The 12,916-nt window shown below is 61.5% G+C and carries 13 protein-coding genes; 6 read left to right on the top strand and 7 right to left on the bottom strand.

Features of this window, described 5'->3' with window-relative positions; all coding sequences use genetic code 11:
- Positions 1–13 precede the first annotated feature (13 nt).
- From HBO12_RS22670 to HBO12_RS22660, 3 genes are all read right to left on the bottom strand, one after another.
- Positions 14–823 carry a copper resistance protein B gene (locus tag HBO12_RS22670; protein WP_170043272.1) on the bottom strand — a complete coding sequence of 270 codons (810 nt, stop codon included), beginning with the start codon at positions 821–823 and terminating at the stop codon, positions 14–16.
- Positions 824–833: 10 nt separating this feature from the next.
- Positions 834–2,570: a copper resistance system multicopper oxidase gene (locus tag HBO12_RS22665; RefSeq protein WP_170043271.1), complete on the bottom strand. Its 1,737-nt coding sequence runs from the start codon at positions 2,568–2,570 to the stop codon at positions 834–836.
- Positions 2,571–2,668: 98 nt separating this feature from the next.
- Positions 2,669–3,058 (bottom strand): transcriptional regulator, encoded by a 390-nt coding sequence (locus HBO12_RS22660; protein WP_169955607.1) that lies wholly within the window; start codon positions 3,056–3,058, stop codon positions 2,669–2,671.
- A 155-nt stretch (positions 3,059–3,213) separates the two neighbouring features.
- Here HBO12_RS22660 and HBO12_RS22655 point away from each other — a divergent pair, with 155 nt between their 5' ends.
- Positions 3,214–3,489 carry a hypothetical protein gene (locus HBO12_RS22655; RefSeq protein ID WP_170043270.1) on the top strand — a complete coding sequence of 92 codons (276 nt, stop codon included), beginning with the start codon at positions 3,214–3,216 and terminating at the stop codon, positions 3,487–3,489.
- Positions 3,490–3,537: 48 nt separating this feature from the next.
- Here HBO12_RS22655 and HBO12_RS22650 read toward each other — a convergent pair whose 3' ends face one another.
- Positions 3,538–4,884: a DEAD/DEAH box helicase gene (locus tag HBO12_RS22650; protein ID WP_169955605.1), complete on the bottom strand. Its 1,347-nt coding sequence runs from the start codon at positions 4,882–4,884 to the stop codon at positions 3,538–3,540.
- 193 nt (positions 4,885–5,077) lie between these two features.
- Here HBO12_RS22650 and HBO12_RS22645 point away from each other — a divergent pair, with 193 nt between their 5' ends.
- Positions 5,078–6,376 carry a mechanosensitive ion channel family protein gene (locus HBO12_RS22645; RefSeq protein ID WP_169955604.1) on the top strand — a complete coding sequence of 433 codons (1,299 nt, stop codon included), beginning with the start codon at positions 5,078–5,080 and terminating at the stop codon, positions 6,374–6,376.
- A 120-nt stretch (positions 6,377–6,496) separates the two neighbouring features.
- Here the strand turns inward: HBO12_RS22645 and HBO12_RS22640 are convergent, their stop codons facing one another.
- The 3 genes from HBO12_RS22640 to HBO12_RS22630 form a co-directional block, all read right to left on the bottom strand.
- Positions 6,497–7,366, bottom strand: a complete 870-nt coding sequence (locus HBO12_RS22640) for a carboxylate/amino acid/amine transporter (RefSeq protein ID WP_128593759.1) — start codon at positions 7,364–7,366, stop codon at positions 6,497–6,499.
- Between the two features lie 203 nt (positions 7,367–7,569).
- Positions 7,570–8,169, bottom strand: a complete 600-nt coding sequence (locus tag HBO12_RS22635; RefSeq protein WP_169955603.1) for an FMN-dependent NADH-azoreductase — start codon at positions 8,167–8,169, stop codon at positions 7,570–7,572.
- Between the two features lie 145 nt (positions 8,170–8,314).
- The gene (locus tag HBO12_RS22630) at positions 8,315–8,629 is read right to left on the bottom strand and encodes a 3-phosphoglycerate kinase (protein ID WP_169955602.1); all 315 of its coding nucleotides are present in this window, start codon (positions 8,627–8,629) and stop codon (positions 8,315–8,317) included.
- Between the two features lie 49 nt (positions 8,630–8,678).
- On the opposite strand from HBO12_RS22630, the gene HBO12_RS22625 reads away from it, so the two are divergent.
- The 4 genes from HBO12_RS22625 to HBO12_RS22610 all read left to right on the top strand — a co-directional run bounded on the left by HBO12_RS22625 (position 8,679) and on the right by HBO12_RS22610 (position 12,897).
- Positions 8,679–9,602 (top strand): LysR family transcriptional regulator, encoded by a 924-nt coding sequence (locus tag HBO12_RS22625; protein WP_169955601.1) that lies wholly within the window; start codon positions 8,679–8,681, stop codon positions 9,600–9,602.
- Positions 9,603–9,616: 14 nt separating this feature from the next.
- Positions 9,617–10,420: an alpha/beta fold hydrolase gene (locus tag HBO12_RS22620; protein WP_170043269.1), complete on the top strand. Its 804-nt coding sequence runs from the start codon at positions 9,617–9,619 to the stop codon at positions 10,418–10,420.
- A gap of 3 nt (positions 10,421–10,423) precedes the next feature.
- On the top strand, positions 10,424–10,984 hold the full coding sequence (locus HBO12_RS22615; protein ID WP_170043268.1) for a peptidylprolyl isomerase: 561 nt from the start codon (positions 10,424–10,426) through the stop codon (positions 10,982–10,984).
- Positions 10,985–11,064: 80 nt separating this feature from the next.
- Positions 11,065–12,897, top strand: a complete 1,833-nt coding sequence (locus tag HBO12_RS22610; RefSeq protein ID WP_169955598.1) for an ABC transporter ATP-binding protein — start codon at positions 11,065–11,067, stop codon at positions 12,895–12,897.
- Positions 12,898–12,916: the final 19 nt, after the last annotated feature.

The raw sequence follows: 12,916 nt of genomic DNA, 5'->3' as shown, positions 1-12,916 counted from the left end.
GACTGCAGCGCCCTCAGAACCACAGGCGTACACCCAAGACCCAGCGCACCTCGTTGCGGTCCTCGCCCTCATCCCTGGCGTATTCGGCCGTCTGGCCATAGGCGCGATTCCAGGTCACGCCGACATAAGGGGCAAACTCGCGGCGGATTTCGTAACGCAGCCGCACCCCGACCTCGGTGTCCGCAAGGCCGGAACCAATCCTTCTCTGAGGGTCGTTTTTCCCGTAGACGTTGGCCTCGGCGGTGGGCTGCAGCACCAGGCGATTGCTCAGCAAAATGTCGTAGTCGCCCTCCAGGCGCGCGGCAGTCTGGCCACCTTCACCGACAAACAGCGTGGCCTCGGCCTCGAAGTTGTACAGGGCCATGCCTTGCAGGCCCAGCGCCGCCCAACTCTGGCTGTCGCCCGGCTTGAAATCCTGGCGCATACCGGCCACTACATCCCACCAGGGGCTAATGGCGTGGCCCCATAACGCCTGGACCTCGGCCTTTTCGGTATTGCCCTTGGCGCGCTCGCCCTCGCTGCGCAGCCATAGGCGATCGATATCCCCGCCGACCCAACCCTTGGCATCCCAGCTCACGGCATGGCCATCGCCGGCCCCCTGCCATTCCAACTGGTTGATCACAAACAGTGAGTTGAGGGCGCTGTCATGCACCACATGCCCACCCGGCGCGTCGTACACCGCTGCGCGGTCGGCATCGGTCAGCAGCGGGATCGGCGTGCGGCTCTGGCTGGGCGGCGTCATGCCGTGCATCTGGCTGTGGGCCAGCGCTACGGGGGCGAATGTCGTAATCAGCAGCGCAACGCGGCGAAATAGAGGGTTCATGCTCGGCTCCTCACTCTTGCACCCGGACTTCACGGAACATGCCCATTTCCATGTGGTACAGCAGATGGCAGTGGAAGGCCCAGCGCCCCAGGGCATCGGCCGTCACCCGGTAGCTGCGGCGGGAACCTGGCGGCATATCGATGGTGTGTTTGCGCACCATGAACTGGCCGTTTTCGTCTTCCAGGTCGCTCCACATGCCATGCAGATGGATGGGGTGGGTCATCATGGTGTCGTTGACCAGCACCAGCCGCACGCGCTCGCCATAGGTCAGCCGCAGCGGCTCGGCATCGGAGAACTTCACCCCGTCGAAGGACCAGGCGAACTTCTCCATATGCCCGGTCAGGTGCAACTCGATGGTACGGCCGGGTTCGCGGCCATCGGGGTCGGCAAAGCTGCTGCGCAAGTCGGCATAGGTCAGGACCCTGCGCCCGTTGTTGCGCAGGCCCATACCCGGATCATCGAGCTTGGGTGAGGTGCTCATGGCCTGCATGTCCACCAGCGGGTTATTGGTTTCGCTGGCCGGGTGGCCTTGCATCGGCATCGCCATCCCTGCCATTGCGCCGTGGCCCATACCGGGCATCGCACTGTGGTCCATGCCAGGCATAGCCCCCGTGGCACCGTGATCCATGCCGCCCATGCCCATGTCGTCCATGGTCAACCAGGGGCGCGGGTCCAGCGCGGGAACCGGCGCCCGCAAGCCCGGCTGGCGGCTGAGAGTGCCGCTGGCGTAGCCGGTGCGGTCCATGGATTGGGCGAACAGGGTGTAGGCGGCGGCGCTCGGTTCGACGAGCACGTCGTAGGTCTCGGCCACGGCGATGCGCAACTCGTCCACACTGACCGGTTTTACCGGCTGGCCATCGGCAGCCACCACCGTCATCTTCAGGCCCGGAATACGCACATCGAAGTAGGTCATGGCCGAACCATTGATCAACCGCAGACGGATCTTCTCACCGGCGCGAAACAGCCCGGTCCAGTTTTGCGCAGGTGGCTGGCCGTTCATCAAGAAGGTGTAGGTCGCGCCGCTGACATCCGCCAAGTCCGTGGGATTCATCTTCATTTGCGCCCACATCAGACGGTCGGCAGCGGTGGCCGACCAGCCCTTGTCGGCCACATCCTTGATGAAGTCGCCCACGGTGGGTTTATGGAAGTTGTAGTAATCGGACTGTTTCTTCAGCGTCTTCATCAGGCTGGCGGGATCTTCATCGGTCCAGTCCGTGAGCATCACCACATAGTCGCGCTGGTAGGTGAAGGGTTCCGGCTCCCGCGGATCGATCACCAGCGGGCCATAGACCCCTTGTTGCTCCTGGAACCCGGAGTGGCTGTGATACCAGTAGGTGCCGTGCTGGTTGACCTTGAACTGGTAGACATACACCCCGCCTGGCTCGATCCCCTTGAAACTCAGGCCCGGCACGCCATCCATATTGGCCGGCAGGATAATCCCATGCCAGTGGATCGACGTCGGCTGCGCCAGGCGATTGCGCACGCGCAGGGTCACGGTATCGCCTTCACGCCAGCGCAGCAGCGGGCCCGGCAGGCTGCCGTTGATCGTCAGCGCGGTGCGCACGTGGCCGGTGATATTGACCGCAGTCTGGCCGATAGACAGCTCGAACTCGCGGCCCGCCAGCACACCCGGCTCCCCGGGGCTGGCCAGGGCCCAGACCGGTGGCCGCCACAGGCCTGCGCCACCCAGCAGGCCGGCCGCAGCCAAGCCTTTGACGAAGGTTCGTCGAGAAGTGTTGGAGTGCATGCCGATTCCATTCCCGTCAATTGAATGACCGCAGAGTAGGGACCGGCGCCTGTCAGTTGGCTTAGCGCCAGATTACCTATTTGACAGTTTGCGCGTGCTCAGGCGATCTGCGCCTTGGAGGCCACCACCTCGAACGTCGCCGGGTCCAGCGCGTCAGCCTGCTCGTCCAGCACCTGGCGCGGATGATTGTTACCCGGGATGGAGCTGTCGATCAGCGCCAGCAGCCGCGCACCCAGCGGCGTCAAAATGAAGTTCTCACCGTTGCCGCCCTCATCCTCGGGCCGGGACTCGATAAAGCCGCGCTTGAACAACAATGCCTCGTAGTCGGCGGCAGTCTTTTTCAGCGCATCAAGGTCACCGTTGAACTCGCCGGCCGTGGCCTTCTCGGCCGCTTCCTGTTCGGCATATTTGCGCGGGGCAAAGCTGCCCTCGCCGTTTTGCACTTCATGCAACAGACGTTCGATCAGATCCCAATTGTAAGTGCTCATCCTCAATCCTCCTGCAGGCACACCGGCTGGCTGCCTTCAAAGGTTGTGACCTGTGGGTGCGGGCGCCGTTCAGCCGGGTCGACGGGCGTGATTGCACTGAACTTTTCGCCGGCCGGTGCCCTCAACCGGGTATCACCGCCAAGGAGGTCTACCCCATGAAAACCCTGATGCAACTGGCTGTCGCCGCCACCCTGTTGAGCGCCTTGCCCGCCTGGGCCTGTACCCCGGAAGAAGCCACGCAAAAACGCGAACAACTGGCCAAGGAGGTCAGCACCCTCACCCAGCAGAACCCGACCAAGGCCAAGGAAATCAACGACGAACTGCAGCAGATGGACCTGGACACCGAAAGCGCGAAGTTTCCGGACAAGTGCCAGTTGATCGAGGCGCGGCTCAAGGAGTTGAAGGAAGCGGCGGCCAAGGCGAAAAACTGAGGGCATAAAAAAACCGGACATTGTCCGGTTTTTTAGTGCGCTGGCGTATTACTCGGCAGCCGGCGCTTCTGGCTTGCGGCGCTTGAGCGGCGCCATGCCGTCCTTGCTGACCAACGACAGGTTGTCGGTCTTCGGCCGGTTGGCGATCTTGCGCTTGGTCGGCGACTTGGCGCCGGTTTTCTTCTTGTCGCCCTTGGCATCGACCTTTTTCTTCTTCACGCCCACGGCCTTGCCCGAAGCCTTGACCTTCTTCGGCCCGGTGTAGGTGCCTTTGACTTCCTTGATGGTGCGGCGCTCGAACGACTGCTTGAGGTAGCGCTCGATGCTCGACATCAGGTTCCAGTCGCCATGGCAGATCAGCGAGATGGCCAAGCCATCGTTGCCGGCACGCCCGGTACGGCCGATACGGTGCACATACTCGTCGCCGCTGCGTGGCATATCGAAGTTGATCACCATGTCCAGACCTTCGACGTCCAGGCCGCGCGCGGCGACGTCGGTGGCCACCAGGATCTTCACGCCGCCCTGCTTGAGGCGGTCGATGGCCAGCTTGCGGTCCTTCTGGTCCTTCTCACCGTGCAACACAAACGCCTTGTACTCCTGAGCCACCAGGCGCCCGTAGATACGGTCAGCCATGGCCCGGGTGTTGGTGAACACGATGGCCTTCTGATAGGTCTCGTTGGCCAGCAGCCAGTTGAGGATCTGCTCTTTGTGCACATTGTGGTCAGCGGTGATGATCTGCTGACGGGTAGTCGAGTTCAGGTCGCTGACGTTATTGACCTGCAGGTGCTCGGGGTTGTTCAGGACCTTGGCGACCATCTCGCGCAGGGTCGAACCGCCGGTGGTGGCGGAGAACAGCATGGTCTGCTGGCGGTTGACGCATTCTTCGACCAGGCGCTGCACATCGTCGGCAAAGCCCATGTCGAGCATGCGGTCGGCTTCGTCGAGCACCAGCACTTCAACTTCCTTGAGGTCCAGGTTGCCGGCGTTCAATTGCTCGATCATCCGCCCTGGGGTGCCGATCAGGATATCCGGGACCTTGCGCAGCATGGCGGCCTGCACCTTGAAGTCTTCGCCACCGGTGATCAGGCCGGACTTGATGAAAGTGAACTGCGAGAAGCGCTCCACTTCCTTCAAGGTCTGCTGGGCCAGTTCGCGGGTAGGCAGCAGGATCAGGGTCTTGATGCTGACGCGGACCTTGGCCGGGCCGATCAGGCGATTGAGGATCGGCAGGACGAAAGCGGCGGTCTTGCCACTCCCGGTTTGAGCCGTCACCCGTAGGTCACGCCCTTGGAGCGCGAGCGGGATGGCCGCTGCTTGCACAGGCGTAGGCTCGACAAATTTAAGCTCGGCCACGGCTTTGAGCAGGCGTTCGTGCAGGGCGAATTGGGAAAACACGGGTGCTACCTCGAAGAAATACAAAAAATCAGCTGCATAGGGTAACGGTTTCGGGCGCTCAGGCCGAGTTTCTTTACGCGAAGTGGGCCAATCAGGTGGTTTTTTGTCAGGTGATTTGTCTGCCTGCACAACTTTGCAGCACTTAAATGCTCTAATCGCCCCGTCATGTCTTACAGAAGAATCGCGTTAAACCATGGATATCAAACAGCTCTGGCTCAACGTTCAAGACCTCTGGGGTGCCTTGGACCAACACCCGCTGCTGCATTCAAGCCTGGCTTTGCTGGTGCTGTTGGTGGTGGCCCTGCTGGTCGGACGGGTGGCACGCTACCTGATCCTGCATGCCGTCAAGTTGCTCGGCCGCCAACCTGCCCTGCATTGGCTCAATGACCTGCGCCACAACAAAGTCTTCCACCGCCTGGCACAGATGACGCCGTCGCTGGTGATCCAGTTCGGCCTGCACCTGGTGCCGGAATTGAGCAAGACCAGCGCGCTGTTCATCGGCAACGTGGCGCTGGCGTTCACCATCCTGTTCCAGGTATTGGCCATGAGCGCCCTGCTCAACGCCCTGCTGGATATCTACGCCCGCACCGAACATGCCCGCACGCGCTCGATCAAGGGCTATGTGCAACTGGCGAAAATGGTGTTGTTCGTGTTTGGCGCGATCATCATCGTCGCAACCTTGATCGACCGCTCGCCGCTGTTGCTGCTGTCGGGGTTGGGTGCGATGTCGGCGGTGATCCTGTTGGTGTACAAGGACACCCTATTGTCGTTTGTCGCCAGCGTGCAATTGACCAGCAACGACATGCTGCGAGTCGGCGACTGGATCGAAATGCCCCAGGTCGGCGCCGATGGCGACGTGGTGGACATAACCTTGCATACGGTCAAGGTGCAGAACTTCGACAAGACCATCGTCTCGATCCCCACCTGGCGCTTGATGTCCGAGTCTTTCAAGAACTGGCGCGGCATGCAGGCCTCGGGCGGGCGGCGGATCAAGCGCAGCCTGTTTATCGACGCGGCCGGCGTGCGTTTCCTGCGTGACGATGAAGAAGTGCGGATGACCCAGGTCCACCTGCTGACCGACTACATCAGCCGCAAACAGGCAGAATTGAAAGCCTGGAACGAAGCCCAGGGCCACAGCGCGCAACTGTCGGCCAACCGCCGGCGCATGACCAACCTGGGCACCTTCCGTGCCTATGCCCTGGCGTATCTGAAGAGCCATCCGGATATCCAGCCGAACATGACCTGCATGGTGCGCCAGATGCAGACCACCTCCCAGGGCGTGCCGCTGGAAATCTACTGCTTCACCCGCACCACGGCGTGGGCGGATTACGAGCGGATCCAGGGGGATATTTTCGATTACCTGCTGGCGGTGCTGCCGGAGTTTGGCTTGAGTTTGTATCAGCAACCAAGTGGTAATGACCTGCGGGCCGGAGTACTGCCGGCGGTGTTGGGTGCCAGCCATTTGCCGGCGCCGGAGAAGGCTACGCTCTAACCAGGCGCGAAGCTGCCCCCTGTGGGAGCGGGCTTGCCCGCGATAGCGGTGTGTCAGTCAACACAGCTGTTACTGATCGTCCGCTATCGCGGGCAAGCCCGCTCCCACCTTTGGGAACGATCATTGCCGGCAGAGTGGCGCCGGGCGAATCCCCAACCGGCTGATCCACACTGCCGCCACAATCACCGCCCCGCCCAGGAACAACCGCCCCAGCGGCTCATGCTGATTCCAGATCAGCAGATTCAGCAGCAACCCCACCGGCACATGCAGGTTGTTCATCACCGCCAGGGTGCCGCCATTGACCAGGCACGCGCCCTTGTTCCACCAGTACAAACCCAAGGCGGTGCTGACCAGGCCAAGAAACAGCAGCACCCCCCATTGCAACGGCGCTTCGGGCAGGAAGTTGGCCTTGCCGAACAGCAGGAACGCCGGCAATACCACCGCCAACGCTCCCAAATAGAAGTAGCCAAAGCGCCGGTAGTGCGGCAGGTCGCTCGGGTGCCGCGCCACCAGGCGCCGATACAGCACTTGCCCAGCGGCGTAGGTGAAGTTGGCCAGTTGCAGCAGCAAAAAGCCCATGAAGAAGTCCGGGTTGATCTGGTCAAAACGGATCACCGCCGCCCCCGCTACCGCCACCAGCGCGGCGATCAGCGCCCAGGGGTTGAAGCGCCGGTTCAGCGCGTCTTCGATCAGGGTCACATGCAACGGCGTGAGGATGGTGAACAGCAGCACCTCCGGCACCGTCAACACGCGAAAGCTCAAATACAGGCACACGTAGGTCACGCCGAACTGCAACGCGCCGATCAGCAGCATGCCGCGCATGAACGCAGGCTCCACCGAGCGCCAGCGGGTCAGGGGGATAAACACCAACCCAGCCAGCAGCACACGCACCAGCACGGCGAAGTAGCTGTCGACATGACCGGCCAGGTATTCGCCGATCAAGCTGAAGGAAAACGCCTGGATCAGGGTGACAATCAGTAAGTAGCCCATGTGCGCCTCATATTTGAATGGGCGCGACATTAGCGTCTTTCACGGCGGGGCGAAACTCGGGGCAAAAAAAACCCGACCTCGCTAAAGCGCCAGTCGGGCAGGAGCACTCAGGAGCAACGAGCGCAAAGGGAGGTTCGATACGCGTACTTGAAGGGTTGCGTGGAGCTATAAAAACATCGCGCGATTATCTGGCGATTAACGCTTCAGGCAACTTGTGCCAGCAGGGCCTTGGCATGGTTCACGCCCTTTTCCTGGAAATCGCCACCCAGGTTCACCCCTTCGGCATGAATGAAGGTCACGTCATGGATGCCGATAAACCCCATGACCTGGCGCAGATACGGTTCCTGGTGATCGCTGCTCGCGCCGGTGTGGATGCCACCACGGGCGGTCAGCACAAAGGCGCGCTTGCCGGTCAACAGGCCCTGGGGGCCGGTGGCGGTGTACTTGAAGGTCACGCCGGCACGCAGCACATGGTCAAGCCAGGCCTTGAGGGTACTGGGGATGGCGAAGTTGTACATCGGCGCGGCCATCACCAGCACATCGGCGGCCAGCAACTCGTCGGTCAGGTGGTTGGAACGGTCCAGGGAAGCCTGCTCGTCGCTACTGCGCTGCTCGACCGGCTTCATCCAGCCACCCAGCAGGTTCGCGTCCAGGTGCGGCACCGGGTTGACAGCCAGGTCGCGCACGGTGATCTGATCGGCCGGATGGGCCGCCTGCCATTGGCTGATGAACTGTTGGGTCAACTGGCGGGAGATAGAGTCCTGCTGGCGGGCGCTGCTTTCGATGATCAGAACGTTGGACATGGCTTTGTAAGCTCCATCGGTAATTGCTGTAAGTCGATGGAGTGAAGGTTAAACAGAGCCCGTTCGATAAAAAAGCGCAAAAAACTGCTATAACCCATCTATAAAGTTGTTTATAAGCGGAGCATCGTCAGTGCTCCGCAGCACCTTACTTGGGTTCGCAGGTCAGCTTGATCCGCATCTTGATAATCGCGCGGCTGAACTTGACCGTGGTGTTGGTGCTTTTGCCGGCGGGGACCGTGACCTTGCGCACCCGCGCTGGCTCCGGGCCATTGGTAAACGCGACCGTACACGCAGCGTCATTGCTGCCGAAGTTACTGAGCTGGATGGAGCTGATATCGCCGTCCACATCGGAGGCGTTGTAATCGATGCTGACCCCTTTGATCGACTTTGACACGTCGATCGGATAGGCAAACGCGCTCAACGGCAACAATGCCAGCACTACACAACAGAATTTTCTCATTCGGCAGTCTCCAATAAGGACCGCCAGCTTAGGACAAGAGGAGCTCATCTTGAAAGCGCCCCGCGTGACCCTTGATCAATGGCGCACGTTGCAAGCCGTGGTCGACCATGGCGGCTTCGCCCAGGCGGCCGAAGTGCTGCACCGCTCGCAATCCTCGGTGAGCTACACCGTGGCCCGCATGCAAGACCAACTGGGCGTGCCCCTGTTGCGCATCGATGGGCGCAAGGCCGTACTCACCGACGCCGGCGAAGTACTGTTGCGCCGCTCCCGGCAACTGGTGAAAAACGCCAGCCAACTGGAAGACCTGGCCCACCATATGGAACAAGGCTGGGAAGCCGAAGTACGCCTGGTAGTCGATGCCGCCTACCCCAACGCCCGCCTGGTACGCGCCCTCACCGCCTTTATGCCGCAAAGCCGTGGCTGCCGTGTGCGCCTGCGCGAAGAAGTGCTGTCGGGTGTCGAGGAACTGCTGATCGAAGGCGTGGCCGACCTGGCGATCAGCGGCTTCAGCATCCCCGGCTACCTGGGCACGGAAATGAGCGACGTGGAATTTGTCGCCGTGGCCCACCCCGAACATCCGTTGCACCGGCTCAACCGCGAATTGAGCTTCCAGGACCTGGAAAGCCAGATGCAAGTGGTGATCCGCGACTCCGGTCGCCAGCAACCGCGGGACGTCGGCTGGCTCGGCGCCGAACAGCGCTGGACCGTGGGCAGCCTGGCCACCGCCGCCACCTTCGTCGGCAGCGGCCTGGGGTTTGCCTGGCTGCCCCGGCACATGATCGAGCGCGAACTCAAGGAGGGTGTGCTCAAGCAACTGCCCCTGGAGCAAGGCGCCAGCCGCCACCCGACGTTCTACCTGTACTCGAACAAGGACAAGCCCCTGGGCCCGGCCACGCAGATTCTCGTCGAACTGCTGCGCACCTTCGACACCGCACCGCTGGACGCACCCTTTGCCGCTCCCCGGCAAGCCTGACACGGAGTTCACCGATGGCCTATTTCGAACATGAAGGCTGCACCCTGCATTACGAGGAATACGGCCACGGCGAGCCACTGATCCTGATCCACGGCCTGGGCTCCAGTTGCCAGGATTGGGAACTGCAAATCCCGGTATTGTCCCGGCATTACCGCCTGGTGGTGCTGGATGTGCGCGGTCACGGGCGCTCCGACAAGCCCCGGGAGCGCTACAGCATCGCCGGTTTTACCGCCGACCTGGTGGCGCTGATCGAACACCTGCAACTGCCCGCCGCCCATGTGGTGGGCCTGTCGATGGGCGGGATGATCGCCTTCCAACTGGCGGTCGACCAACCGCAGTTGCTCAAAAGCCTGTGCATCGTCAACAGCACGCCCGAGGTCAAGGTGCGCAGCGCCGATGATTATTGGCAATGGGCCAAGCGCTGGAGCCTGGCGCGCGTGCTGAGCTTGAATACCATCGGCAAGGCGCTTGGCGACCGGTTGTTCCCCAAGCCCTCACAGGCCGACCTGCGGCGCAAGATGACCGAACGCTGGGCAAAAAACGACAAACGTGCTTACCTCGCCAGCTTCGATGCGATTGTGGGCTGGGGGGTGCAGGAACGACTTTCGCGGATTACCTGTCCAACCCTGGTCATCAGCGCCGACCACGACTACACCCCGGTGGCGCAAAAACAAATCTATGTAAAACTGCTGCCTGATGCGCGGTTGGTGGTGATTGCGGACTCACGTCACGCGACACCGCTGGACCAACCCGAGACCTTCAATACAACCCTGCTCGATTTTCTCAAGACCGTCCAAACCACTTCCCAGGATCACTGACCCATGCTGAAAAAAATCGCCGTTTTTGCCGGTTCTGTTCTGTTTGCTGCCAACCTGATGGCGGCGGACGCCAAGGCACCGCATGTCTTGCTGGACACCAGCTTCGGCAACATCGAAATCGAACTGGACCCGGTCAAGGCGCCGATCTCCAGCAAGAACTTCCTGGAATACGTGAAGAGTGGTTTTTATACCAACACCATTTTTCACCGTGTGATTCCAGGCTTCATGGTCCAGGGCGGTGGCTTCACCTCGCAAATGGTCCAGAAAGACACCAAGGACCCTATCCGCAACGAAGCCAGCAACGGCCTGCATAACGTGCGTGGCAGCTTGTCGATGGCCCGGACCTCCAACCCCAACTCGGCCACCAGCCAGTTCTTCATCAACGTTGCCGACAATGCCTTCCTCGACCCAGGTCGCGATGCCGGTTACGCAGTCTTCGCCAAAGTCGTCAGTGGCATGGACGTGGTGGACCAGATCGTCAACTCGCAGACCACCACCAAGCAAGGCATGCAAAACGTGCCCATCGATCCTGTGCTTATCAAGTCGGCCAAAATCATCGACTGATCGACAGGAGTTCCGCGCGCCGCCCACAAGGCCGCGCGCGTATTCAACAAGGAGAGCCCGCCCGGCGGGCGTCAGACCTAATGCTCTATCGTCGTTTTGAACAACTGATCGATATCTTCCGCGACGCTCCCAGCGCGGCACCTCCCGATAAAGTCTTGCCCTTCTACCTCTATTACCTGCGCCAGGTCTGGCCGTGCTTTGCCGCGCTGCTGGTGGTGGGCCTGATCGGCGCGCTGATCGAGGTGGCGCTGTTCAGCTACCTGAGCCGCATCATCGACCTGGCCCAGGGCACGCCGCCGGCCAATTTCTTCCAGATCCACGCCACCGAGTTGATCTGGATGGCCGTGGTCGCCCTGCTGCTGCGCCCGATCTTCGGCGCCCTGCACGACCTGCTGGTGCACCAGACCATCAGCCCCGGCATGACCAGCCTGATCCGCTGGCAGAACCACAGCTATGTGCTCAAGCAGAGCCTGAACTTCTTCCAGAACGATTTTGCCGGGCGCATTGCCCAGCGCATCATGCAGACCGGCAATTCGCTGCGTGACTCGGCCGTGGCCGCCGTCGATGCCATCTGGCACGTGGCGATCTATGCCATCAGTTCCCTGGTGCTGTTCGCCGAGGCCGACTGGCGCCTGATGATCCCGCTGGTCACCTGGATCATTGCCTACAGCCTGGCGCTGCGCTACTTCGTGCCACGGGTCAAGGAACGCTCGGTGATTTCCTCCGAGGCGCGCTCCAAATTGATGGGGCGCATCGTCGATGGCTACACCAATATCACCACCTTGAAGCTGTTCGCCCACACCCAGTCCGAGCAGGAGTACGCCAAGGAAGCGATCATCGAGCAGACCGAAAAAACCCAGCTGGCCAGCCGCGTGGTCACCAGCATGGACGTGGTCATCACGACCATGAACGGCCTGCTGATCGTCACCACCACCGGCCTGGCCCTGTGGCTGTGGACGCAATCGCTGATCTCGGTCGGCGCCATCGCCCTGGCGACCGGCCTGGTGATCCGCATCGTCAACATGTCGGGCTGGATCATGTGGGTGGTCAATGGCATTTTCGAGAACATCGGCATGGTCCAGGACGGCCTGAAAACCATCGCCCAGCCCCTGGCGGTAATCGACCGCGAGAACGCCCCGCGCCTGCGCGTGCCCCACGGCGAAGTGCGCTTCGAACAGGTGGATTTCCACTACGGCAAGAGCAGCGGCATCATCAGTGGCCTGAACCTGGTGATCAAGCCAGGGGAAAAGATCGGCCTGATCGGCCCGTCCGGTGCCGGCAAGTCGACCCTGGTCAACCTGCTGCTGCGCCTCTACGACCTGCAAGGCGGACGCATCCTGATCGACGGCCAGGACATCGCCGAAGTGGCCCAGGAAAGCCTGCGCGAACGCATCGGCATGATCACCCAGGACACCTCGCTGCTGCACCGCTCGATCCGCGACAACTTGCTGTACGGCAAACCCGATGCCACTGACCAAGAGCTCTGGGAAGCGATCCGCAAGGCGCGTGCCGATGAATTTATCCCGCTGCTGTCGGACGCCGAGGGCCGCATTGGCCTGGATGCCCATGTGGGTGAGCGCGGGGTGAAACTCTCCGGCGGGCAACGCCAGCGCATCGCAATCGCCCGGGTCCTGCTCAAGGACGCACCGATCCTGATCATGGACGAAGCCACTTCGGCCCTGGACTCGGAAGTGGAAGCGGCCATACAGGAAAGCCTGGAAACCCTGATGCAGGGCAAGACGGTAATCGCCATCGCTCACCGCCTGTCCACGATTGCTCGAATGGACAGGTTGGTGGTCCTGGAAAAAGGCCAGATCGCCGAAAGTGGCAGCCATGCGCAATTGCTGGCACATGGCGGCCTGTACTCGCGATTGTGGCAGCACCAGACTGGAGGATTCGTGGGTATCGACTGATTCTGGACTACTAACCGCG

This window comes from Pseudomonas sp. WS 5059 (genome assembly GCF_012985525.1).
Taxonomy (GTDB): domain Bacteria; phylum Pseudomonadota; class Gammaproteobacteria; order Pseudomonadales; family Pseudomonadaceae; genus Aquipseudomonas.
Note: the sequence above shows the minus strand (reverse complement) of the source record. Positions and strands in the feature narration are given on the sequence as shown.